This is a genomic window from Gracilibacillus sp. JCM 18860 (assembly GCF_055395245.1).
This window is the reverse complement of record NZ_AP043868.1, coordinates 956,153-981,591: the sequence shown is the minus strand read 5'-3', so window position 1 is coordinate 981,591 and position 25,439 is coordinate 956,153. Positions and strand designations below refer to the sequence as shown.

The window sequence follows — 25,439 nt, the reverse complement described above, 5'->3', positions numbered from 1 at the left end:
ATACTCACACCTCCATTTTGGCTCTATTTCTGTAAATTTTACCACAGAAGCAAAGGCCAAGTTTCTTTTAAATTGCTGAAAGTATGAAAGCGTTATTGTAATGTTTGATAAGATGTAGTAAAGTGTAAATAACTTATACGTATATTTTATGGGGTTAATTTATATATAAGATAATTTAATAATATACTAAGTCTAATATATTATAATATAACTAATAAAAACATTAATGTAAATAAGTAGTTTGGTGCCTAGTATTGTAAACGCTTTATAAATATACGTATAAGAATAAATAATTTGGAGGTATAGCATATTGAAAAAAGTATTGATGTTCAGCCTGATTTTTTCTTGTATTCTTATATTTATTGCCCCTAGCATGCTGGCAGTTGAGGAGCCTACTTTTACAGATGCTTCTGTCCATGATCCATCCGTCCTTTATACGAATCATACATACTATGTTTTTGGATCACATCTAGCAGCAGCTAAAACCAATAATTTAATGAATTGGGAACAAATAGAAGGTGACGGCGTCCATCCTGGTAATTCTTTATTTGAAGATGTAACAAAAGAATTGGAGGAGGCCCTTACTTGGGCGAAAACCGATACGCTATGGGCACCGGATATGATTCAATTAAAATCAGATGGTAAGTATTATATGTATTACAATGCATGTGAGGGAAGTTCCCCACGTTCAGCAATGGGAATAGCAGTGGCTAATCATCCGAAAGGGCCTTATCAGGATTTAGGACTCATTTTGCGTTCAGGAATGACAGCAGGGGAATCGGCAACGATCGATGGTACCCCTTACGATGATGCACATTTTCCAGAAATCTATGATGCTACCATTCATCCAAATGTGGTAGATCCAGACGTGTTTTATGATGAGGAAGGTAAACTTTGGATGGTATATGGATCTTATTCAGGCGGAATCTTCATTTTAGAACTTGATCCAGACACAGGTTTTCCAATACCAAATCAAGGCTATGGCAAAAAACTCCTTGGTGGGAATCATAGTAGAATTGAAGCGCCATATATTGTCTATAATAAAACAACCGACTATTATTATCTCTATCTTTCCTATGGAGGCTTAGCATCAGATGGTGGATATAACGTTCGTGTGGCAAGGTCAGAGAATCCGGATGGCCCATATACAGATATCCAAGGGAACAATATGATTCAAGCAAAAGGGGAAGATGGGACATTTTTTGATGATGAGTCCATTGCACCGACCGGGACGAAGCTTATTGGTAATTACGAGTTCGAAAAGCTATTCGGGGAGACTGGAGAAGCAACTGGTTATGTCTCACCAGGACATAACTCTGTTTATTATGATGAAAAGACTGGACAGCAGTTTTTGATTTTTCATACACGCTTCCCAAATAGAGGAGAGGCACATGAGATACGAGTTCATCAAATCTTGATGAATGAAAAAGGCTGGCCAGTTGTGGCACCATTCCGATATGTAACTGATGAAAATGTGAATGTTACTAAAGATGAAATTGCTGGAGACTATAAATATATTGCTTTCCAGCAAGCGATTAATGCAGACATAACAAAGTCTACCCATATAAAGCTAACAGAAGATGGAGCGATCACTGGAGATGTTTCGGGAACTTGGGAATTCAAAGAGGAATCAAATTTGACACTATCCATCAATGGAGAAACATTTAACGGGATAGTAATGAAGCAATGGGATCCAGTCTCGCAATCCGAGACAGTTACCTTTACAGCGTTGGCTAATAATGGATTATCGGTATGGGGAAGCCGATATGAAATGACCCAATATACGGATAGTGAAATAACAGAGATGATAGCAGAAAAATTAGAAATAGGTGACCCCAGTCAAGTGATGGAAGATTTACATTTACCAACAAAAGGAGAACAAGATACTATCATTACTTGGAAATCCTCTAATACGAATGTACTCTCCCATGATGGTAAAATAAATCGACCAGCCTATAAGAAAAAGCCTGTTTCAGTAGAATTGACCGCAACCATTGAAAAAGGAAGTGCATCAACCACAAAACAGTTTAACATCACGATAATACCTGAAACTTTTAAAGGTTTAGCGGCACATTATTCCTTTGAAGGTAATCTCCATGATCGTACGAACCGTTTAGATGCTGGCACGGTAACAGGGGATCGTATTAATAATACAGGTGGTAATATCACCTTTGTTGATGGGAAAATAGGTAATGCTGCAAAGTTTGATGGAAAATCAGGTATTAAATTACCAAATGGGATCATTGATAGCAACACCTACACTGTTTCAATTTGGCTAAAGCCTGTAGCCTATTCAGCACATACCACATCTTTTTTCGGTGCTGCTAGTCCTGAACAATGGATTAGCTTGTTACCAGGTGGAACGGCTGCTCATGAACAGACGATGCTCTGGTCTGGTAGCAAGGAATGGTATGAAGGACTAACAGAACAGCTCATTCCTCTCGATGAGTGGAGTCATATAGCTTTTACTGTTACCAAAGGGAACTTAAACCTTTTCATTAATGGAGAGCATATCATGAGTTTAACCAATTTTCCTCACATTTTTACAACAACAGATGCAGTCTTTGCACTAGGAATAAACTATTGGGATCTCCCGTATGAGGGATTAATGGATGAAGTCTTAATATACAACAATAAAGCATTATCTGCCGAAGATATAGAACATTATTACCGTACTCAACAATTGCCGATTAATACGACAGAACTCGAAGAAAAGATTAAGGAAGCAAAAGATTTACTTGATGGAGAGCGTTATACAGAAACCTCTCTTAAAAAATTAACAACGACGATCGAGCAAGCAGAAGCAAGCCTAACTGAAATGAAATCAGAAGCACAGCTCACCCAGATGCTCTCCCTATTACAAAGCGCCATTGATGGATTAAAGGTAAGAAACGACCAGAGTACGGATGATTATATAACGATTTCATCTAAAGACCAATTATTTATGGATGAAAATGGAAACTATATTGTCCATCAAGAAGGTAAGAGCTATTTATTTAAAGCGGGTGTGTTCGATAAAGGAGATATAGATAAAAAAATAGCGATAACCTATGATTCAATCACCGTGTTTTTACCTGTAGAAAATGTCATGAATGAAAAGGGTAGTTTATTTACATTTGGAGATGTGTCAAAAGCAATTCAATTGAAAAATAAGCGAGTAATATCTGACCTAGTAGACTTTACTCTAGAAGAAGATGGTACAGCTATTGAGTTAAAAGGGCCAATTGAGATTTCCTTCTCCATCGAAAGAGAAAAAGTAAAGAATTGGGAAAGTGTCAGAGGAATTTATATCGATGAAAATGGAGAGCAGATGGAAGTAATTATACCTAAATCTTATGATGAAAAGAATGGCATAGTTACCATATTGGTAAATCACTTAAGTATTTATGGTATATTGGAGTTGACAGAAGAACAACATCCAAGCATGGATCATGACGAATCAGCAACAAGTTCTAATGATAAGACAGAAACAAAAGAAAGCAGCTCAACAGAAAATAGGCTTCCAGATACGGCAACCAATCAATTTAGCTGGCTTTTTGCTGGGGCTTTACTACTGTTTAGTGGCTTTCTGTTAATAACAGTAAAACAAATAAGGAAAGACAAATTTTAGATAGGGGATAAGAAGATAAATGACGAACCACTGACAATCCAGAGGTTCGTCATTTCATGTAGATTTTAAATAATATTATCATCAGCTAAGGTATGTACCCATTACTTGTTGTACATAGCTTTGGGTTTCTTGAAAAGGCGGAATCCCATCATACTTATCAACATTACCAGGGCCGGCATTATATGCCGCTAAGGCAAGAAGCTTATTTCCATTGTAACGCTCAAGCATTTGGCTAAGATATTTCGTCCCACCAAAAATATTTTCCTTCGGATCGAAAGGATTTTGAACACCTAATCCAGAAGCAGTTGCCGGCATAAGTTGCATTAGTCCTTGGGCTCCAGCGTGACTGATTGCATTTGCATTATAATTGGATTCATTTCGGATAACAGCATCAATTAATTTTTCATCAACATGATAGCTTGCAGCAGCCTCTTTAATAATCGATGCATAATCCGATGATTCAGACAATGAAGTTGTAGCCTCGTTAGCCTGCTTTATATTTAATAATGGTCTTGTCGTATAGTCTATCGGCTGATAGGAATGATTAGAGGCCAAGCTTGATTGCTGAATCATTGATTGAAGTAATTCTTGAAAAATCGAATCAAAGTTAGCGGCCGTATTTGTTGTAGAATTATTGGTATTGGTTAGATTAGATAATGCCTGCATTTGCATGGCGTATTGGATGTGTGGAATATTCACGTCATAAACTCCCTTTAGGAAAAATTATCTATCTCTAATATACCTTTTTATTCGTATTCGTGCAATATTATTTTAGTGAATATATGACTAAAAGACTACAAATGAAAAGATGGAGCTATTTAAAAAATAAGGCATACCTATTGGAATTGGGCACCATATTTTTAATAGAGAGCTCCATCTTTACTACACAAATTACTTTACCGCTTGCTCTAATGCATTTAATACCTCATCTTTATCTGCTTCACTTGCATTTTGCCAGTATAATTCAAATAATACACCTAAGCCTGGAAGCATTTTTTCTTCACCACTTTGAATCGCATCTACAATCGTTGCTTCCAATTGATCGGCAGAATTACCAGAAACATTTGATTTTATTGCTTTTCGCAAATTTAGATCCATTCTTTACACTCCTTCCAACTTATCATTTTTCATTATAGTTTGACCATCATTAGAGAAAATATGTATGATAGGTACAGGACAGTATTCAAATAAAATGGTGCAAGGATGGGAACAATGATTACATCAGTGAAAAATGAAATGGTCAAAGAATGGCGTAAGCTTAAACAGAAGAAGGAACGAGATCGACAAGAGAAATTTATGATAGAAGGCTTTCATCTAATCGAAGAAGCACACAAAAGTGAGTGGGAAATTGTTGCTTTGATTCATGAAGAACATATAGAAATAGAAAAAAGCTTGTTACAATACCCGTTATATACTGTGTCAGATAATGTAATGGCTGCTATTACAGAGACGAAAACACCTCAAGGAATTGCAGCTGTTGTTAAAAAAAGAAACGTCCAGGATTCCTTGAGCAATAAAGCTTTACTAATTGACGAAGTACAGGATCCCGGCAATGTTGGAACGATGATTCGAACAGCGGATGCAGCAGGTTTTGATACCGTCATTTTAGGAAAAGGTACCGTTGATTTATATAATGACAAAGTAATTCGTGCCACTCAAGGCTCTATCTTTCATTTAAATATCATGCAAGCGGATCTAATAAAAGAAATGGAGAAGCTTCAGGCAAACGGTATTCCTATTTGGTCGACAGGACTTGCACAAGCCAAGCCATATCAACAAGTTGAAAAACCAGATAGAATAGCAATTGTAGTTGGAAATGAAGGAGCTGGGGTCTCCAAAGAAATAATGGACAAAGCTAGTGAAAATGTAGTAATACCGATCCATGGTAAGGCAGAATCGTTAAACGTCAGTGTGGCAGCAGCTATTCTGATGTACTATGTAGTAGGTTAACACCATTTATTTTAGGACTTGCATCATTTCGTTCATTTCATTATACTATATGAAGTAAAACCTATAAAAGCATTGAAGGAGCAAGTAAATAGGTACACATCGTTTACAAGGGAAGAAGCACCATAGACTGGAAGTGCTTCTAACGACCATCTATTGAATTTCACTCTGGAGCTGACACTTGGACCTCTGTGTGAGAGTAAAGGTGTACCGGAAATTTTCCGTTATCAAAAACACGAGTGGATATAGTGATTGCTATATCAACAAGGGTGGTACCGCGATACGTATAGTCTCGTCCCTTTTTTGGGGATGAGGCTTTTTTGTTTTTCTTATAAAATAAAAGGAGGTTTAACAGATGAAAGAACAACTACAAGCACTTGAACAAGAAGCTCTTTCCAAAGTAGAGGAAGCATCAACGATAAAAGAATTACAGGACGTTCGAGTAGCATACTTAGGAAAAAAAGGCCCGATTACTGAGGTTTTGCGAGGGATGGGAAAATTATCACCAGAAGAACGCCCAATAATCGGGGAATTAGCCAATACGGTTAGAGCAAATATTGCTAATGCGATGGAAGAAAAGAAAGATGCAATGGAAAGAGCTGAATTAGAGAAGCAATTAGCGGAAGAGCAAATTGATGTAACCCTACCTGGGCGTCCAGTTGCTGTAGGTGGGCCCCACTTGTTAACAAGCATTGTCGAAGAAATTGAGGATTTATTCATTGGTTTAGGATTTGAGGTTCGAGAAGGTCCTGAGGTAGAGACAGACTACTACAATTTCGAAGCATTGAATTTACCAAAAGGACACCCTGCTCGAGATATGCAGGATTCTTTTTATATAACAGAAGACTTGTTAATGCGTACCCATACTTCACCAGTACAAGCACGGACAATGAATGCTATTCAAGGTGCTCGTCCTGTTAAAATGATTTGTCCTGGTAAAGTATATCGTCGTGACACCGATGATGCTACACACTCTCATCAATTTACGCAAATTGAAGGACTTTACGTTGATAAAAATGTTCGAATGAGTGACCTAAAAGGGGTACTTGATCGTTTTGCCAAGCATATGTTTGGAGAAGACCGCGAAATCCGTCTCCGACCAAGCTTTTTCCCATTTACGGAACCTTCTGTCGAGATGGACATCTCTTGTAAGGTTTGTAATGGGGAAGGCTGCAGTGTATGTAAGAAAACGGGCTGGATTGAGATTCTTGGTGCTGGAATGGTACACCCACGTGTATTAGAAATGGCCGGCTATGATCCAAATGAATATAGTGGATTTGCTTTCGGAATGGGACCTGAAAGAATTGCAATGTTGAAGTATGGTGTGGATGATATTCGTCATTTCTATACTAATGATGTTAGGTTCTTAAAGCAATATCACCAAGCATAAAGAGGAGGTTACGACATGTTAGTATCATTAAATTGGTTAAAAAATTATGTAGATATTGATCAACTATCTCCAGAAGAGCTAGCGGAACGCATTACAAAATCTGGAATAGAAGTAGAGGGAATAGAGCGGTTCGGAAGCACTGCAACGAATGTTGTAGTTGGCTATGTGGAAAGCTGTGAAAGACATCCAAATGCGGATAAATTAAACCTTTGCCTTGTAAATGTAGGAGATGAAACCCTACAAATTATTTGTGGCGCACCAAATATTGCCCAAGGGCAGAAGGTAGCAGCTGCGAAGCCTGGTGCTGTCTTACCAGGGAATGTGAAAATTAAGAAAGCGAAATTGCGTGGTGTCGAATCCTTTGGTATGATTTGTTCATTGCAAGAGCTAGGAGTGGAAGAGAAATTCATACCAAAAGAATTTACTAGTGGAATATTTGTTTTCCCAGAAGATGTGGAAATCGGATCAGATGTAACTAAATTACTGAATTTAGATGATATTATTATAGAACTAGGCTTAACACCAAATCGTTCTGATGCATTAAGTATGCTTGGTGTCGCTTATGAAGTAGCAGCGATTTTGGATGTACCGATCCGCTTACCACAATCCTCCGTACGTACAGTCGAAGAAAAAGTGGAAGAACATATTCGTGTAAATGTAGAAGCCCCCGATGTGAACCCGTATTATGGCGCGTTTATCATTAAGAATATAGTAGTAGGGCCATCTCCTTTATGGATGAGAAATTATTTAATGGCTGCTGGTATCCGTCCGATTAACAATGTTGTCGATATTACGAACTATGTATTGTTAGAATATGGTCAACCACTCCATGCTTTTGATTTTGATAAATTTGGTTCAAACGAGGTCGTCGTTCGAAAAGCAAGTAATGATGAGAGAATGGTGACATTAGATGATCAGGACCGAACGCTTACAGAGGATCATCTCGTTATTACAAATGGTAAGGAGCCAGTGGCACTTGCTGGTGTGATGGGTGGGGCAAATTCAGAGGTATCTGATTCCACCACTACTGTTTTATTGGAGGCTGCTTATTTTGATGGTCAATCGGTAAGAAGAGCTTCCAAGGATTTCGATCTTCGTAGTGAATCAAGTAATCGTTTTGAAAAAGGGGTAGACCCTAATCGAGTCCGTAAGGCAGGAGAGCGTGCTTGTCAATTACTTGCAGAGTATGCGAGTGGTTCTGTACTAGACGGAGTAGTAGAATTTGATCAGCTTGATTATGACGAGAAGACGGTAACGATTTGGACTTCAAAAATTAATGAACGACTCGGTACCAATATATCGAATGAGGAAATTGCCGATATTTTACGAAAGTTACATTTTAACTATGATCAGAATGGGGAAACCTTTACCGTTTATGCTCCAACAAGACGACAGGATATCACTATTTTTGAAGACATGGTAGAAGAGGTTGCACGTATTTATGGTTATGACAATCTCCCATTCACCTTGCCTCAAGGAGGATCTCAAGCTGGAGGGTTAACCAAAAATCAAGCCTTGAAACGTCAGGTAAAGCAATTTCTAGAAGGTGTAGGATTATCTGAAACAGTTACCTATTCCTTAACTACGACATCACGGGCTGAGGAGTTAGTAAGTCCAGAGGTGAAGGATGGATTAGTCTCAACCGTTTCCTTAGCAATGCCTATGAGTGAAGAGCATAGTACATTACGTGTAAGTATTTTACCTGAAATGCTGGCATCAGCCTCTTATAATCTTGCACGAAAGCAAGCTAATATCGCCTATTATGAATTAGGAAGTGTGTTTGTTTCCAAAGAGAAGAAAATAACCGAACAACCTGAGGAGAAATTACGCTTAGCAGGTGTTTTAACTGGTGAGTGGGTAACACATCCTTGGCAGCAAGAGAAAAAGCCGGTTGACTTCTTTGTAACAAAAGGGATTCTTGAAGGATTGTTTGATTTATTGAATGTTGCAGTCACTTATAAACAAGCAAAAATAGAAGGCATGCACCCAGGACGTACAGCTCAAATATTCATGGGAGATCGTGCGATTGGCTTTGTTGGTCAGTTACACCCACTGATGCAAAAAGCCTATGATTTAAAAGAAACGTATGTCTTTGATATTGATTTTGATTATGTATTGGAAATTCATGAAAATGAGCCAAGCTTTGCTGTAATTCCACGCTTCCCAAGTGTGACAAGAGATATTGCATTAGTTGTCGACGAAAAAATTGCAGCAGGTGACATACAAGAAGCCATCGCTCATGCCGGAGGTGCACTCGTTAAGGACATTCAAGTGTTTGATGTTTATCAAGGAGAGCATTTAGAAGCAGGAAAGAAATCCATCGCCTTTAGCTTGTTCTATCAAGATCCCGAAAGAACACTGACAGACGATGAGGTCGAAGCATCATATCAAGCGATTTTGGATGAAGTAACCAAAAAATTCGGAGCGGAATTAAGAGGTCAATAACAAGAAATAGGGCAGCATCCGATCAGGATAGCAGCCCTATTTCGCAAAAAAATTAGAGAACTCGCAAAAAAATTAGAGAACTCGCAAAAAAATTAGAGAACTCGCAAAAAAATTAGAGAACTCGCAAAAAAATTAGAGAACTCGCAAAAAAATTACCTTACATAATTCATCGCCTTGTCCGTATTTGCGAAATGGATTTTTGCATTATCATATAGTACGTCTAGCCCATGTTTTTTAATCAGATAGGCAGCCGTTTCATCAACCTTGGAAGAAGCACCCTTTGGTATCGTCACACCTAATCGTTCAGACAACAAATCCATTTCCTTAACAAATTTAGCACGTGCGATAATAGATGCAGCAGCGACAGAAGTTGAGTAACTTTCGGCTTTTGTCATGAAAAAAACATTTTCTTGAAGCTTCGCCCCCTCACTACTTATATGCTTTCGATAGGAAAGTGGCTGGCAAAATTGATCAATTAAGATCCCGTGTAAAGGGGCAGCACCAATTTTAACTAATAGCTTTTCTATCGCATGGTGATGAAGCATTGCTTTCATTTTTCCCTGATTCCAACCTTTTTTTTGGAGTTTATTATATTTTGTATTATCTAGTGTGAGCAATGTATAAGGAATTTTTTCCTTTACTAACTCCTTTGCCAATATAGCGATTTTATCATCTGTTAAAGTTTTGGAATCGGTTATACCCATTTGCTTAAGTATCGTTATTTTTTCGTCTGGTACATAAACGGCACTGACTGTTATCGGGCCAAAATAATCACCTGTTCCAGCTTCATCTGAACCGATATGAGCATTTTTAAATAAAGAGGTGGGTGGCTTGTAGCCATGATCATTCACCGAGCTTTTATTAGCAGATCCAGAAGTTACCGCACCACTTTCCGACCATTTATTTGCTTCTCTTGCCGCATTTTGCCCTTGAAACATAACTTTTCCTGATCGATAGGCATTAATGGTCGTACCATTCACTTTGGCTAAAAACAGTGTATTGGCAGGTTTTTTAATGATCGAATTTTGATAGTAAGCAGTTATTTCTTCAAGCTTATCTTTTGTTACTTGTATGACAACATTAGCCAAAACTATATCGTCCCTTCTATTATACTAAGGATCATTATAACAAAGATTCAATTTAGCGGAATAGTTTTCTAATTGCTTGCTTCATGTTAATATTATTTTTAAGGTTATCTGTGGTAAAGTAGTATAATCAGGTGAAATGACTTGAAACGTATTGTCAATGAGGGGGTATTATGGGTGACCCAGCCGGATAAATCTCGAACTACCGTTAAGATATATGGAAGATCATATAAAATTGTTGGAAAAGAGAATTCTGAGCATGTGCGTCGCGTCGCAGGCTTAGTCGATGAAAAAATGCAAGAAATACACGATGTGAATAAATCTTTAGATACGACAAGCTTAGCAGTTTTAACTGCTGTCAATACAATGAATGATTACATTAAATTAAAAGAAGATTATGAAGTTTTACAAAATCTTCTCGAGGAGAAAGAGGAATAAATTTGTCATGGTAACTTTTGTTATTCTTATTTTACTTTTATTAGGATTTTTAGTGGGGCTAAAAAGAGGCTTCATTTTACAATTGCTACACTTAACAAGCTTCATACTTGCCTTCATTGTCGCAGTGATGTATTACAAGGACCTAGCAGGTATACTGGAACTATGGATACCATACCCAGAGCTTTCTGATGATGGAACATGGGCAGTGTTCTTGGATACATTTCCACTTGAAGCAGCATTTTATAATGCTATTGCATTTGGTTTATTATTTTTCGCGACGAAAATTGTCCTGCAAATTATTGCGACAATGCTTGATTTTGTTGCAGATTTACCGATCTTATCGATCTTCAATTCATGGTTAGGAGCCATTCTAGGTTTTATTGAGGTCTATTTAGTTATTTTTGTTGTGCTTTATATTATTGCACTAGCACCTGTAACCGAAATCCAAGCTTGGATTGATCAATCATCCCTTGCAACATATATGATTGAAGATACTCCAGTATTATCTGAAAAGCTTAAGGATATTTGGTTCTCGAATGATCCAACTTCATAGACTAAGTTTAATGCCCTTGCTTCTACAATCTAGCAAGGGTTTTGCACTTCTACCTGAAAGGAGAATTAAAGTGTCCGTTAATAAAAAAGATGTCATTAAACATTTAGAAACGATTGCAACATTTCTTGAATTAAAAGGAGAAAATCCGTTCAAGATTTCTGCTTACCGTAAGGCAGCACAAGCTATCGAAAAGGACGAAAGAACGATTTCAGCAATTGGGGATTTTACAAAGCTACAAGGTGTTGGAAAAGGAACGGCTGCCGTAATTGGGGAATTTATCGAAAAGGAAGCCTCCGAAACACTAGCACAATTAGAAAAGGAAGTGCCATCCGGACTAGTCCCCCTACTACATCTCCAAGGGTTAGGAGGGAAAAAATTAGCAAAGCTTTACCAAGAATTGAATATTACAGATGCGGAATCTTTAAGGGAAGCGTGTGAACAAGGAAAAATTCAAAATCTCAAGGGGTTTGGCAAAAAAACGGAAGAAAAAATATTAGAGGCCTTAGATAAAGGGAATGAACGACCCGAAAGGCTACCAGTAGCTGTTGTACAACCTATTGTCGAAAAGCTCCAAGCCTATTTGAGTACGATAGAGGAGATCGACCGTTTTTCAATTGCTGGAAGTATGCGTCGTCAGCGCGAAACGGTTAAAGATCTGGATTATATCATTTCAACGGATAACCCTGAAGTAGTAAAAGAAAAACTGCTTGCATTCGATGAACGAATTGATACGATAGCTGCAGGTGATACGAAGGTATCGATTGTCGTAGAAAACCTCTATGAAATAAGCATTGATTTTCGATTAATTAGTGATAAGGAATTCCCGACAACACTACATCATTTTACAGGGTCTAAGGATCATAATGTTCTTATGCGCCAGCTAGCAAAATCACAAGGGAAAAAAATTAGCGAATATGGTGTTGAGAATATTGAGACGGGTGAAGTGGAAACCTTTGATTCTGAGAAAGATTTTTTCCGGAGCTTCGGGCTTCATTATGTACCACCAGAGATGCGTGAAGGTTCGGATGAACTAGAGCTTGCAAAAGCACCAATATCCATTATGAAAGCTACCGATATTCGTGGCGATTTACACATGCACACTACTTGGAGTGATGGTGCTCAATCCATTGATGAAATGGTTGAAAGAGCAATAGATAAAGGCTATGATTATATCGCGATCACGGATCATTCTAAATTCCTGCGTGTGGCAAACGGTCTTGATGAAACAAGATTAAGATTACAGCGTAAAGAAATAGAAAATGCAAGGGGAAAATATCCAAATATCCATATATTTGCTGGTACAGAAATGGATATTCTACCAAATGGAAAGCTCGATTTTGATGATAACGTACTTGCCGAGCTTGATTTCGTGATTGCATCGATCCATTCAAGCTTTCAACAGTCACAAGATCAAATCCATGCAAGGCTATTACAGGCGTTAGAGAATCCTCATGTGGATATGATTGCACATCCAACTGGAAGACTGATCGGAAGAAGAGATGGATACGAGCTAGACGTGGAATGGCTCATCGATCAAGCTCAAAAGACGAATACGATTCTCGAGTTGAACGCCAATCCCAATCGATTAGATCTTGCTGCGAAATGGGTCCAGCTAGCCCAAGAAAAAGGTGTGAAGATCGCGATTAATACAGATGCCCATAGCTTTGGAATGCTCGATCATATGATTATCGGTTGCGGAACTGCTAGAAGAGGAAGACTGACAAAAGAAACAGTTATTAATTGTTGGTCAAAGGAAGAAATTGTAAATTATATCTCAAATAAATAGTAAGAGGAGTTTTGATCATGAATGAACGCATCTTTCATGTGTTGGAATTTAGCAAAATCAAGCAACAGCTCATTGATCAAGCTGCGTCCTCGCTTGGTAAAGAAAAAGCCCGTTCCCTTGCTCCGTCCACCGATTTAGAAGAAGTGGTTAAATGGCAGGATGAAACGGATGAAGCATTTCATGTCATCCGATTAAATGGAAACGTTCCTTTAGGAGGAATATTTGATATAAAGCCAAGTGTCAAAAGAGCGGTTATTGGAGGTGTGCTAACAACACATGAATGTTTAGATATTGCTAGCACAATTTACGGTGGGAAACAATTAAAACAGTTTCTAGAACAAATAGAAGATTTAGAAATACCTATTATCCATCGATTTACTGATCAAATCGTTCCACTAAATGAATTGGAACGAGAAATCAAAAGCTGTATTGATGATCATGGGCATATGATGGATGGAGCTTCTGATAAATTACGTAGTCTACGTTCCAAGATCCGTACAAATGAAAATAAAATTAGAGACAGATTGGAAAATGTCACACGAACGAAATCCAAAATGCTATCTGATTCGATCATTACTATCCGTAATGACCGTTACGTATTACCAGTTAAAGCAGAATATCGTTCTGCGATTGGTGGAATCGTACATGATCAATCATCTTCAGGTGCCACCTTGTTTATGGAGCCTCAATCTGTTGTGGAATTAAACAACGATTTATCATCAACAAAAGTCGAAGAAAAGCGAGAAATTGAACGTCTTTTAAAGGAGTTATCTATTCGAATTGCAGCAGATGAGAGCTTTTTACTACAAAATGCTGAAGTATTAGCTATATTAGACTTTATTTTTGCGAGAGCGAAGCTTAGTCATCAAATGAAAGCAAGTAGACCAAAAATGAACGATCTTGGTCGAATTAAGATGAAGCAAGCACGACATCCACTTATTCCAAGTGAGGAGGTTGTTGCCAATGACATTGAACTAGGTACGGATTATACAGCCATTGTCATTACAGGACCTAACACTGGGGGAAAGACCGTTACGCTAAAAATGGTAGGGCTATGCACCCTTATGGCACAATCTGGTTTGCAGATTCCAGCACTGGATGGCTGTGAACTCGCTGTTTTTTCCAATGTTTTTGCCGATATTGGAGATGAGCAATCTATTGAACAAAGCTTAAGTACTTTCTCTTCTCACATGACCAATATTGTTGATATACTACAAGGCTTTGATGAACAATCCTTGTTATTGTTCGATGAGCTTGGTGCAGGTACAGATCCTCAAGAAGGGGCTGCACTTGCTATGTCGATATTAGATCATGTCATTCAGGTAGGAGCAAGAGTAATAGCAACGACCCATTATCCTGAATTAAAGGCATATGGATATAATCGCAAAGGGGTAACGAATGCATCGGTTGAATTTGATATTCAGACATTAAAGCCTACCTACCGTTTATTGATTGGTGTGCCTGGTCGTAGTAATGCATTTGAAATATCTAAACGACTTGGATTAGATCCACTTATTATTGAAAATGCAAAAAGTCAGGTCGGTACGGATTCTAGAAGTGTCGAGAATATGATTGCTTCATTAGAAACGACTAGACGAAAAGCAGAGACAGATTATAAAGAAGCAGAGGATCTATTAATAGAAGCGGAACAGTTAAAACGAGATTTGGAGCAACAATGGCAGAAGTTTGAACAACAACGCCAAAGCCTCTACAAGAAGGCAGAAGAAAAAGCAGAGAAAGCCTTGGAGAAAGCACGTGAGGAAGCGGAATTGATTGTGGCCGATTTGCGGAATATGCGAACAGAGTCAGAGTGGAAGGAACATGAATGGATTGAAGCGAAAAAGCTGTTAGATGAAGCGCAACCCGACTTATCAAAAAAAGAAACAAAACAAACGAGTAATAATTTTGACGAAAACAAGGCAAAGGAATTAAAGCCAGGAGATGAAGTGAAACTATTGACCCTTGATCAAAAAGGAACGATCATCGAACAATCTGGTAAGAATGAATTTCAAGTGCAAGTTGGTATCATGAAATTAAAAGCAAAACGAAAGGATCTACTTTTTATTAGGAGAGAGGAACCAAAGGTTGAAAAACCTTTAGCAACAGTTAGAGGGGCACACTATCATGTCAAACCAGAATTGGATTTGCGTGGGGAGCGATATGAGGATGCCCTCCAACAGTTGGAAAAGTATATAGACGATTCTTTACTTGCAGGCTATAATAAGGTGTCGATTATTCATGGAAAAGGAACAGGAGCTTTGCGAAAAGGTGTTCGTGATTTTGCTCGAAAACACTCACGAATACGGAGTGCACGAGACGGAGAAATGAATGAAGGAGGACTGGGAGTTACTGTTTTAGAGCTTAAGTAGATGTGAAATTCATAAAAGTTAGGAGGAAGGTGCCATTGACGGGTTTTTGGGGAAATATATTTGTGGAAACGGCAGCAAGATATAGTGTTGCCATACTATGTCTGATCGTATTTCTAGTCATTTTTGAACTGGTTACATCCTATAAAAATTGGGACGAAATTAAAAATGGAAATTTGAGTGTAGCAATGGCAACAGGTGGGAAAATTTTCGGTATTGCCAACATATTCCGTTATTCTATTGAGCACAATGATACACTCATTGAAAGTATGACATGGGGATTCTTTGGGTTTGTCTTATTATTATTTGGTTATTTCATTTTTGAATTTTTAACACCTACCTATAAAATCGATCATGAAATCGCCAACGACAACCGTGCTGTCGGCTTTATCTCGATGGTTATTTCTGTCGGTCTCTCCTTTGTCATCGGTTCAAGTATTGGATAAAAAGGAGTGGCCATATTGAAAACATTAGCATATGTGTTGATGGTGATTGCAGCAATTTTTTTAATTGTCGGGGTATACTATGTCCTGCAAATTTGAAGAATAAGCAAAGTATTAGTAAGTTATTCCTCAATGGTGTTATACTATAGGAGAAATTTTCAAATGCAAAGGAGGAAACAGCATGGCAATTGTAAAAGCGACCGATACTACGTTTAATACTGAAACGAGTGAAGGCTTAGTATTAGCTGATTTTTGGGCAACTTGGTGTGGACCTTGTAAAATGATTGCACCTGTGCTTGAGGAAATAGATAGCGAAATGAGCGATTCCGTGAAAATCGTAAAATTAGATGTGGATGAAAACCAAGAAACAGCTGGCAAATTTGGGGTTATGAGTATTCCAACTTTATTGCTTTTCAAGGATGGAGAAGTAGTAGATCAAGTTGTTGGATATCAACCGAAAGAAGCACTTGTTGAGCTTATTAACAAACACGCATAATTTTAAATCTGAACGTATGATACCCCTTGTGATAGCTTTTATGCTATAATAAGGGGTATTTATATTGTACGTAAGAAGGTGATGATAGATGAATGAATGGATAAAGGAGAAACTAGCAGTATTACCGGCTCAACCTGGTTGTTACCTAATGAAGGATAAGCATGGAACGGTGATCTATGTAGGTAAATCAAAAATGCTTCGCAATCGAGTAAAATCATACTTTATTGGTGCAAATGATCAAAAAACACAACGTCTTGTCCGAGAAATTCATGACTTTGAGTATATTGTCACAAGCTCGGAAATCGAAGCATTGATATTAGAGATGAACTTAATCAAAAAATATGATCCAAAGTATAATGTTCTATTAAAAGATGATAAATCGTATCCTTTTCTTAAAATTACCAATGAACGGCATCCTAGATTAATTGTAACCCGCAAGGTGAAGAAGGATAAAGGTAAATATTTTGGTCCATATCCGAACGTCCTAGCGGCTCGAGAAACGAAGAAATTATTAGATCGTTTATATCCTTTACGAAAATGCAATAATCCAAAAGGAAGACATTGTTTGTATTATCATATGAATCAATGCTTAGCATGCTCTGAAAATCCTCCTACGAAAGAGGAATATCAGAAGATTGTTCAAGAAGTAGCTAGTTTTTTAAATGGTGGTCATCGTGAAATCAAGAAAGAATTAAAAACGAAAATGCTCCAAGCCTCTGATGATATGAACTTTGAAAGGGCAAAAGAACTCCGAGATCTCATTCAACATATTGAATCAGTAATGGAACAACAGAAAATGACCATGAATGATCAGCTAAATCGTGATGTGTTTGGCTTTAGTTATGACAAAGGCTGGATGTGTGTTCAAGTCTTTTTTATCAGACAAGGAAAACTAATTGAACGAGATGTTTCATTATTTCCTTTCTTTGACGATGCCGAGGAGACATTTCTCAGTTTCGTTGGTAGTTTTTATTTACATCACCATCACCCTAAGCCAAAGCAAGTGCTCGTACCCCTCCCAACAGATGCGAATTTGCTGAAGGAATTATTAGAAGTAGATGTTCACATACCTATGCGTGGTCGAAAGAAGGAATTAGTCGAACTCGCAACAAAGAACGCAGAAATAGCTTTAAAAGAGAAATTCAGCATAATAGAGCAAAATGAAGAAAGAACAATTAAGGCTGTAGAGAGGTTAGGAGAAGCTTTAAATATTGAGACACCTTATCGAATTGAAGCCTTCGATAATTCGAATATACAAGGTACTGATCCAGTTTCTGCTATGGTCGTATTTATGGATGGAAAGCCCGCAAAAAAAGAGTATCGAAAATATAAAATTAAAGCAGTAGAGGGTCCTGATGATTATGATACGATGCGGGAAGTGATGCGCAGAAGGTATACCAGACTATTAAAGGAAGGAAATCCTCTACCAGATTTAATTTTAGTAGATGGGGCAAAAGGACAAATGTCAGCTGCTTTAGATGTGTTAGAAAATGAACTCGGCTTGGATATACCACTATGTGGCCTAGCTAAAGATGATAAGCATCGAACGAGTGAGCTATTATATGGGCATCCTGTCCAAGTAGTAGATTTAGATCGACGTTCTCATGAATTTTATCTTATTCAGCGCATTCAAGACGAGGTTCATCGATTCGCGATTACCTTTCATCGACAGCTCAGAGGGAAAAGTGCATTTCGTTCTCAGTTAGATGATATACCAGGCGTTGGTGCTCAGCGGAAGAAGCTTCTATTAACTCATTACAAATCTTTAAATGAAATAAAAGCAGCAACGATTGAAGACATTGTAAGGCTAGGTATTCCAGAAGCTATCGCCAATAATATTATCACGAAATTAAATGAAGAAAAAGGAAGTTAGCACATTACTTAGTAAAACGATAGTTCATAACAAGCCTCCGGACCATTTGGTCCGGAGGTTCTTGTTCGAAAAGGTCACTTTTTTATTTTTTTTCCATGTACATAACATGGAGAAATACTTGTCCTTTTTTAATTTCAGGTAAGCATTCACAATCTTTTTTCGTAATTTGCTCCATTGCATCCGCTAGAAAGCCGGCTTCAATTTGAAATTCAATTTGTTGAATTGTTTCTAATCTAGATCGAACAATTTCACCAGCTAATTCAAAAATATAGCCTCTGCGCTTTTCTTTTACGAGGAAAAGCTCGCCCCATCCGACATGAAGAAAGAATTCTTGAAGCTCTTCGGTTGAAATCCATTCACTTTTCCTTGCTAAATTTTTCCCTAAAATATATAAGATAAAATCAGTTTCCTTACCAAACATATCAGGTAAGCCTATGTATCTTAATAAATCATAACCACTACTTGTTGTTTGAAGGTTTGCTAGAATGGTTGCGATGTTGGTTTCTTTTTCTGTCAAAATAGTTCCCCTCTCTTTACTGCCTCTGTTAGACAATTCCCTATCAGTTAGATTCGAATTATATTCTTCTCGTGAAATAGGTACTAACATGCTGAAAAGATATTCATTATTTCCGATAATTCCATTATCACCTTTTTCCCTTTTTTCTGCAATAAACTTTTCATAATAGTTAATGAATTTTCTTTCATTCTAAGTAAAATCCTTAATAATTCGACAATTAATCATTCGAAATACCGCTCGTTTTCTTGACGCTTTTTCCTGATAGAAGTACAATAGTTGTGGTGACAATATACGAATTTCTTTGGATGGGTTTGTCTCGTAATAAGTAGGAAAAGAAACGAAAGAGAATAACGGTTAAAAAAAGCTTGTACAGAATGATTAACAGGCTGTGCCATTCCTAACGAGATGTAAAGCGCTTCATTTTAAGCGTTTTAGAAATCGTATGTTGGAGAGTAATTATCTATATTAGAGGGGGGTACAAACGAGTGGAGAATAGGGAATTCTTTTATCGCAGATTGCATTCACTACTAGGGGTAATACCAATAGGGATCTTCTTAATACAGCATTTAGTTGTGAACCATTTTGCCGTTTACGGTCCAGAAAGCTTCAATAAGGCAGCACATTTTATGGAATCATTACCGTTCCGTTATGCATTAGAGCTTCTCATCATCTTTTTGCCGATTCTCTTTCATGCAGTATTAGGAGTGTATATCGTATTCGTTGCTAAAAACAATGTTAGTCGCTACGGATTCTTTCGAAACTGGATGTTCTTTTTACAACGTATTACAGGAATTATCACCCTAATATTTATTGTATGGCATGTTTGGCAGACACGAATTCAGATAGGGCTAGGAAATGTAGAACTTGACTATAGCTTGATGGAAGATATCTTATCAAATCCTGCTATGTTTGGATTTTATATTCTTGGTGTTGTTTCCACAACTTTTCACTTTGCGAATGGATTATGGAGCTTCCTAGTAAGTTGGGGAATTACAGTAACACCTCGTTCACAAAAAATCGCTACATATGCAACGATTTTAGTTTTCCTAGCAGTAACATATATTGGTGTTCGAGCATTATTCGCATTTGTATAAGAGATTGTTATTTATGGAAGTAAAAAGGAGTGAGTATGGGAATGAGTGATCGCAATATTGTTATTGTTGGTGGTGGTCTAGCAGGGTTAATGGCCACCATTAAAGCAGCAGAAGAAGGGGTACATGTTGACCTATTATCCATTGTACCAGTAAAACGCTCTCACTCTGTTTGTGCACAAGGTGGTATTAATGGTGCAGTGAATACAAAAGGGGAAGGAGATTCCCCATGGGTACACTTTGATGATACAGTTTATGGAGGAGACTTCTTAGCAAATCAACCTCCGGTAAAAGCAATGTGTGAAGCTGCTCCTGGAATTATACATATGCTGGATCGTATGGGCGTTATGTTTAACCGTACTTCGGAAGGTTTACTAGATTTCCGACGTTTCGGTGGAACCCAACATCATCGGACAGCATATGCAGGTGCAACAACAGGGCAACAATTATTATATGCATTAGATGAGCAAGTACGTCGTTATGAGGTACAAGGATTAGTTACAAAATACGAAGGCTGGGAATTTATTTCAGCAGTAATAGATGATGAAGGAATTGGTCGTGGAATAGTCGGCCAGAATATTAAGTCACACGAATTGAAAGTATTTAAAGCAGATGCAACGATTTTTGCGAGTGGTGGACCTGGTATCATCTTTGGTAAGTCTACGAATTCTGTTATTAATACCGGTTCTGCTGCAGCATCACTTTATTTACAAGGTGCTATATATGCGAATGGTGAATTTATTCAAATTCATCCAACCGCGATTCCTGGGGACGATAAACTGCGTCTAATGAGTGAATCTGCCCGTGGTGAAGGTGGTCGCCTTTGGACATACAGGGACGGAGAACCATGGTATTTCCTTGAAGAGAAATACCCTGCATATGGAAACCTTGTACCACGTGATATCGCAACACGTGAAATATTCGATGTTTGTGTGAATCAGAAGTTAGGTATTAACGGGGAGAATATGGTGTACTTAGACCTTTCTCACAAGGATCCGAAGGAACTAGATATCAAGCTAGGTGGTATTATCGAAATCTATGAAAAATTCGTAGGGGAAGACCCGCGCAAGGTTCCAATGAAAATCTTCCCAGCCGTTCACTATTCAATGGGTGGACTATGGGTAGATTATGATCAAATGACAAATATACCAGGAATCTTTGCTGCAGGGGAATGTGATTACACACAGCATGGCGCAAACCGCCTTGGAGCGAACTCTTTATTGTCCTCTATATATGGTGGAATGGTTGCAGGTCCAAATGCCATTAAGTATCTTGACGGACTCGAAAAAACCGTTGATGACATCCCTTCCTCCTTATTTGACAGCAGATTAAAAGAAGAAGAAGCAACTTTTGATCAACTGTTGAATATGAAAGGAGAAGAAAATGCTTATCAAATCCACAAAGAGCTTGGAGAATGGATGACAGATAACGTAACCGTTGTACGCGATAATGCAAAGCTATTAAAAACGGATGAAAAAATCCAAGAGTTATTAGAACGCTGGGAGAATATTAACATCAATGATAGCTCACGATGGAATAACCAAGGTGTTATGTTTACTCGTCAATTGAAAAATATGCTCCATTTAGCTCGCGTGATTACACAAGGTGCTTATAATCGTAACGAAAGTCGAGGGGCACATTACAAGCCAGAATTTCCTGATCGTAATGATGAAGAATGGTTAAAAACAACCAAGGCAACCTTTGATCGTACAACAAATGCTCCAAAGTTTGAGTATGAGGATGTGGATGTTTCATTAATCCCACCTAGAAAACGTGACTACACGAAGAAGAAATAAAAAGGGGGTAGCGAGAGATGGCAGAAGAAAAAATTACGCTAAAAGTAACACGTCAAGACAGCCCTGATTCTTCTCCTTATGAGGAGACCTTTAAGATCAATTATCGTAAGAATATGAATATCATCTCAGCATTAATGGAAACCCAAAAGAATCCAGTCAATGCTTCCGGCGAGCCAGTTGCCCCAGTACAATGGGAGTCCAACTGTCTTGAAGAGGTTTGTGGCGCATGTTCCATGGTCATTAATGGGGAACCTAGACAAGCATGTTCTACACTTGTAGATAAACTTGAGCACCCAATTCGAGTTGCACCTATGACTACCTTTCCGGTTGTACGTGACTTAGTGGTAGACCGTAGTCGAATGTTCGAATCCTTAAAGAAAGTAAAAGCATGGATTCCAATCGATGGTACTTACGATTTAGGGCCAGGCCCAAGAATGCCTGAGAAAAAACGTCAATGGGCGTATGAATTATCCAAATGTATGACTTGTGGTGTTTGTCTCGAAGCATGTCCTAACGTCAACAGCAAATCAGACTTTATCGGACCAGCTCCTTTATCACAAGTACGTCTGTTTAATGCACACCCAACAGGCGATATGAATAAATCAGAGCGATTAGAAGCACTAATGGAAGACGGAGGCATTTCAGGCTGTGGAAATTCACAAAACTGTGTGCAGGTTTGTCCTAAAGGAATTCCATTAACTACTTCAATCGCTGCATTAAATCGTGATACAAATATCCAATCATTTAAAAACTTTTTCGGAAGCGATCATGCTTATTAAGATTAAAGAAGCCTTCTCCAGTTAATGGGGAAGGCTTTTCTTATTGAATTAGAGAGTTGCAAAAAAAGAGAGGCAACTTGCAAAAATAAGTGGAAAGTTGCAAAAAAAGAGAGGCAACTTGCAAAAATAAGTGGAAAGTTGCAAAAAAGAGAAGCAACTTGCAAAAATAAGTGGAAAGTTGCAAAAAAAGAGAGGCAACTTGCAAGAATAAGTGGAAAGTTGCAAAAAAAGAGAGGCAACTTGCAAGAATAAGCGGAGAGTTGCAAAAAAGAATAGCACTCCCAAAAATCTTCAGAAAATATACTAATTATTTTTGTATTAAATGTTGACAATCCAAAATATTCAATTACAATTAAAGTGAGTAATCACTCATTATATGATAAGAAGGTGAAAATATGAGTATTATACAAATTGATAATGTCTCCCATCAATTTGGTAAGGAAAAAGTATTGAAGGATGTTGATTTGAAAATAGAGAAAGGGAAAATTTATGGTTTATTAGGACCCTCGGGTGCTGGTAAAACGACTCTTATTAATATGATTGTGGGCATGCTCAGGCCAACGAAAGGTACGATTATTGTTGACAATACAAAAGTTCCATCATTCAAGGTTCTTCACAAAATTGGTTTTATGGCACAATCTGATGCTCTATACCAAGAACTAACTGCATGGGAGAACATGGAGTTTATTGGCTCAATCTATCAGGTAAATAAAAAGATTTTACAAAAAAAAATGAAAGAAGCTGCTAGAGCTGTTAATTTGGAAAATCACCTTAAAAAGCCCATTTCTCAATTTTCAGGAGGGATGAAAAGACGTTTATCGCTAGCTATATCCCTGTTGCATGAGCCAAGAATATTATTATTAGATGAACCCACTGTTGGAATTGATCCACTTTTACGTAAATCGATTTGGGATGAATTTCGCAAACTTCAACAAAATGGTGTTACGATCGTTGTGACGACACATGTGATGGATGAAGCAGATAAATGTGATCAGCTTGCGCTATTGCGTGATGGCAGGATTGTAGCGAGTGGCACTCCTCTTGAATTAAAAAAACAATATCAAGTAGAAACAATTGAAGATGTCTTTCTAAAAGACGGGGGTGTACTCTAATGGCAGTAGGAGCGATAGTAAAGCGAATTGTTAGTCAGTTTAAAAGAGATAAGCGTTCTTTAGCACTGATGCTATTAGCGCCAATGTTGTTACTTTTTCTTGTTTGGTTAGTTTTTAATGGTTCAGACTATAAACCATTAATAGGGTATGATAATTTACCTAATCCAATCATTGAATCTATTAGTGATAATAGTGAGGAATTGTTAAAATTAGACCGAGAAGAAGCAATATCCTTAATGAAAAGCGAAGAGCTAGATGCATATATTAGCATGGAAAATGAGCAACCAGCTATTTTATTAGAAGGCAGTGACTCGAATAAAAATAGTACAGTGATGCAAGTGGTCGAGGAAGCACTCCAATCAATGGATAATAACCAGAAAGGTACTGAGCCTAAGGTTGAATTCTTATATGGCTCAAGTGATTTAGGTTTATTTGACCGAGTTGGTCCAGTGTTAATTGGATTCTTTGTTTTTTTCTTTGTGTTTATTCTCGGTGGGATTTCGTTCTTAAGGGAGCGAACACAAGGAACATTAGTGAAGCTGTTATCGACACCTATTAAGCGATGGCAACTGGTTGTAGGTTATGTTGTAGGATTTGGTACTTTCACCATCCTGCAATCGATCTTGATTGTCCTTTTCTCCGTATATATATTAGATATGCATATGGTGGGATATGTATGGGAGCTTTTAATTGTTACCATTTTACTTGCTATTACTGCTCTAACCCTAGCAATATTACTCTCTACTTTTGCAAACAATGAATTTCAAATCATGCAATTTATTCCGATTGTAATTATTCCTCAGGTATTCTTCTCTGGCATCTTCAATTTGGACACATTGGATAAATGGATTCAAATATTAAGTAATTTCATGCCATTAACTTACGGGGCAGATGCTTTGAGTGATATGATGATAAAGGGTTACCATTTACAGGATGTTTGGTTTAACATAGTTGTATTATGTGGATTTGCATTAGTCTTCTTTTTACTCAATATTGTTGTATTAAAAAAACATCGAACTTTATAGGGGTGCATATATGAATCAAGAACATTTATTTGAACAGATCTTGAAAATGGGTGATCAAGAGAAAAGGGTTACTGATAAACAAGCTAAAATTCTTCAAGCAGCAATCGAAATTTTTGCTGAAAAAGGCTTTGCATCTACGACAACAAGTGAAATTGCTAAAAAAGCAGGTGTTGCAGAGGGAACCATTTTCCGGCATTACAAAACAAAAAAGGAACTACTTTATTCCATTATATCTCCCTTTGCAACAGAGCTTATTCTACCATTTTTCGCAGATCGATTTGTAAAGGAGGTTTTCGAAGCACCAACCAATCAAAGCTATGAAGAATTGTTAAAGCAATTAATCAGAAATCGCTTTAAATTTGTACAAAGTAATGTTGATTTAGTAAAAATAATTATTCAGGAAATGGCATTCCAGGAGGAAATCCAGCACTTTTTTCAGCAAACCTTTGTAGAAAAGGTATATCCAAAGTTTTCTAATTTCATTAAGGAATTTCAGAGAAGAGGAGAGATTTCAGCAGACTTTCCAATTAATACTGTATTACGTCTAACGATAGCCTCTGTTGTTGGTTTCCTTTTTACTCGTTTTGTTGTTTTACCGGATGCTAATTGGAAGGATGAGGAGGAAATCGAGCATACGATTGCATTTATTCGAAAAGGACTAGCTTAATCGAAGGATTTTTGTTGATA

Annotated in this window: 22 protein-coding genes and 1 other annotated feature; of the genes, 18 read left to right on the top strand and 4 right to left on the bottom strand. The window is 37.7% G+C overall.

From position 1 onward, the window contains the following. Positions 1–310: 310 nt before the first annotated feature. On the top strand, positions 311–3,610 hold the full coding sequence (locus tag ACZ5R4_RS05220; protein WP_464368159.1) for a family 43 glycosylhydrolase: 3,300 nt from the start codon (positions 311–313) through the stop codon (positions 3,608–3,610). A gap of 81 nt (positions 3,611–3,691) precedes the next feature. Here the strand turns inward: ACZ5R4_RS05220 and ACZ5R4_RS05215 are convergent, their stop codons facing one another. After that, a complete protein-coding gene (locus ACZ5R4_RS05215) occupies positions 3,692–4,309 on the bottom strand; it encodes a lytic transglycosylase domain-containing protein (protein WP_277678748.1) in 618 nt (205 codons plus the stop codon). 192 nt (positions 4,310–4,501) lie between these two features. Next, positions 4,502–4,708: a small acid-soluble spore protein SspI gene (gene sspI / locus ACZ5R4_RS05210; protein WP_054859045.1), complete on the bottom strand. Its 207-nt coding sequence runs from the start codon at positions 4,706–4,708 to the stop codon at positions 4,502–4,504. 114 nt (positions 4,709–4,822) lie between these two features. Here sspI and ACZ5R4_RS05205 point away from each other — a divergent pair, with 114 nt between their 5' ends. The 3 genes from ACZ5R4_RS05205 to pheT all read left to right on the top strand — a co-directional run bounded on the left by ACZ5R4_RS05205 (position 4,823) and on the right by pheT (position 9,392). Then, on the top strand, positions 4,823–5,560 hold the full coding sequence (locus ACZ5R4_RS05205; RefSeq protein WP_109983936.1) for a TrmH family RNA methyltransferase: 738 nt from the start codon (positions 4,823–4,825) through the stop codon (positions 5,558–5,560). 63 nt (positions 5,561–5,623) lie between these two features. Continuing rightward, positions 5,624–5,860: a binding site (T-box leader), on the top strand. A 52-nt stretch (positions 5,861–5,912) separates the two neighbouring features. Continuing rightward, the gene (gene pheS, locus ACZ5R4_RS05200; protein ID WP_109983937.1) at positions 5,913–6,947 is read left to right on the top strand and encodes a phenylalanine--tRNA ligase subunit alpha; all 1,035 of its coding nucleotides are present in this window, start codon (positions 5,913–5,915) and stop codon (positions 6,945–6,947) included. 15 nt (positions 6,948–6,962) lie between these two features. Next, positions 6,963–9,392, top strand: coding sequence for a phenylalanine--tRNA ligase subunit beta (gene pheT, locus ACZ5R4_RS05195; protein ID WP_464368158.1), 2,430 nt, complete (start codon positions 6,963–6,965; stop codon positions 9,390–9,392). Between the two features lie 152 nt (positions 9,393–9,544). Here the strand turns inward: pheT and rnhC are convergent, their stop codons facing one another. Next, positions 9,545–10,480 (bottom strand): ribonuclease HIII, encoded by a 936-nt coding sequence (gene rnhC, locus ACZ5R4_RS05190; RefSeq protein WP_109983939.1) that lies wholly within the window; start codon positions 10,478–10,480, stop codon positions 9,545–9,547. A 174-nt stretch (positions 10,481–10,654) separates the two neighbouring features. Between rnhC and zapA the strand changes: the two genes are divergently transcribed. The 7 genes from zapA (at position 10,655) to uvrC (ending at position 18,432) form a co-directional block, all read left to right on the top strand. Further along, complete coding sequence (zapA, locus tag ACZ5R4_RS05185; RefSeq protein ID WP_054859046.1) at positions 10,655–10,915, top strand: cell division protein ZapA; 261 nt, start codon at positions 10,655–10,657, stop codon at positions 10,913–10,915. Positions 10,916–10,922: 7 nt separating this feature from the next. Next, positions 10,923–11,468: a CvpA family protein gene (locus tag ACZ5R4_RS05180; RefSeq protein WP_054859047.1), complete on the top strand. Its 546-nt coding sequence runs from the start codon at positions 10,923–10,925 to the stop codon at positions 11,466–11,468. Positions 11,469–11,538: 70 nt separating this feature from the next. Then, the gene (gene polX, locus ACZ5R4_RS05175) at positions 11,539–13,254 is read left to right on the top strand and encodes a DNA polymerase/3'-5' exonuclease PolX (protein ID WP_464368157.1); all 1,716 of its coding nucleotides are present in this window, start codon (positions 11,539–11,541) and stop codon (positions 13,252–13,254) included. A 17-nt stretch (positions 13,255–13,271) separates the two neighbouring features. Then, on the top strand, positions 13,272–15,623 hold the full coding sequence (locus ACZ5R4_RS05170) for an endonuclease MutS2 (protein WP_109983941.1): 2,352 nt from the start codon (positions 13,272–13,274) through the stop codon (positions 15,621–15,623). A gap of 35 nt (positions 15,624–15,658) precedes the next feature. Beyond that, complete coding sequence (locus tag ACZ5R4_RS05165; RefSeq protein ID WP_054789316.1) at positions 15,659–16,066, top strand: DUF350 domain-containing protein; 408 nt, start codon at positions 15,659–15,661, stop codon at positions 16,064–16,066. 178 nt (positions 16,067–16,244) lie between these two features. Next, positions 16,245–16,559: a thioredoxin gene (trxA, locus tag ACZ5R4_RS05160; RefSeq protein ID WP_277678752.1), complete on the top strand. Its 315-nt coding sequence runs from the start codon at positions 16,245–16,247 to the stop codon at positions 16,557–16,559. An 88-nt stretch (positions 16,560–16,647) separates the two neighbouring features. Continuing rightward, positions 16,648–18,432 (top strand): excinuclease ABC subunit UvrC, encoded by a 1,785-nt coding sequence (gene uvrC / locus ACZ5R4_RS05155; protein WP_109983942.1) that lies wholly within the window; start codon positions 16,648–16,650, stop codon positions 18,430–18,432. An 82-nt stretch (positions 18,433–18,514) separates the two neighbouring features. Here uvrC and ACZ5R4_RS05150 read toward each other — a convergent pair whose 3' ends face one another. Then, a complete protein-coding gene (locus ACZ5R4_RS05150) occupies positions 18,515–18,949 on the bottom strand; it encodes a DUF2507 domain-containing protein (RefSeq protein ID WP_277678754.1) in 435 nt (144 codons plus the stop codon). A gap of 485 nt (positions 18,950–19,434) precedes the next feature. On the opposite strand from ACZ5R4_RS05150, the gene ACZ5R4_RS05145 reads away from it, so the two are divergent. The 7 genes from ACZ5R4_RS05145 to ACZ5R4_RS05115 all read left to right on the top strand — a co-directional run bounded on the left by ACZ5R4_RS05145 (position 19,435) and on the right by ACZ5R4_RS05115 (position 25,419). Beyond that, the gene (locus tag ACZ5R4_RS05145) at positions 19,435–20,043 is read left to right on the top strand and encodes a succinate dehydrogenase cytochrome b558 subunit (RefSeq protein ID WP_109983944.1); all 609 of its coding nucleotides are present in this window, start codon (positions 19,435–19,437) and stop codon (positions 20,041–20,043) included. A gap of 41 nt (positions 20,044–20,084) precedes the next feature. Then, on the top strand, positions 20,085–21,836 hold the full coding sequence (gene sdhA, locus ACZ5R4_RS05140) for a succinate dehydrogenase flavoprotein subunit (RefSeq protein ID WP_464368156.1): 1,752 nt from the start codon (positions 20,085–20,087) through the stop codon (positions 21,834–21,836). Positions 21,837–21,853: 17 nt separating this feature from the next. Then, the gene (sdhB, locus tag ACZ5R4_RS05135) at positions 21,854–22,615 is read left to right on the top strand and encodes a succinate dehydrogenase iron-sulfur subunit (protein WP_464368155.1); all 762 of its coding nucleotides are present in this window, start codon (positions 21,854–21,856) and stop codon (positions 22,613–22,615) included. A gap of 24 nt (positions 22,616–22,639) precedes the next feature. After that, positions 22,640–22,867, top strand: coding sequence for a hypothetical protein (locus ACZ5R4_RS05130; protein WP_464368154.1), 228 nt, complete (start codon positions 22,640–22,642; stop codon positions 22,865–22,867). A 143-nt stretch (positions 22,868–23,010) separates the two neighbouring features. Further along, the gene (locus ACZ5R4_RS05125; RefSeq protein ID WP_464368153.1) at positions 23,011–23,727 is read left to right on the top strand and encodes an ABC transporter ATP-binding protein; all 717 of its coding nucleotides are present in this window, start codon (positions 23,011–23,013) and stop codon (positions 23,725–23,727) included. After that, a complete protein-coding gene (locus ACZ5R4_RS05120) occupies positions 23,727–24,752 on the top strand; it encodes an ABC transporter permease (RefSeq protein WP_277679826.1) in 1,026 nt (341 codons plus the stop codon). The genes ACZ5R4_RS05125 and ACZ5R4_RS05120 overlap by 1 nt, the downstream gene beginning before the upstream one ends. A 10-nt stretch (positions 24,753–24,762) precedes the next feature. After that, the gene (locus ACZ5R4_RS05115; RefSeq protein ID WP_054859054.1) at positions 24,763–25,419 is read left to right on the top strand and encodes a TetR family transcriptional regulator; all 657 of its coding nucleotides are present in this window, start codon (positions 24,763–24,765) and stop codon (positions 25,417–25,419) included. Positions 25,420–25,439 lie beyond the last annotated feature (20 nt).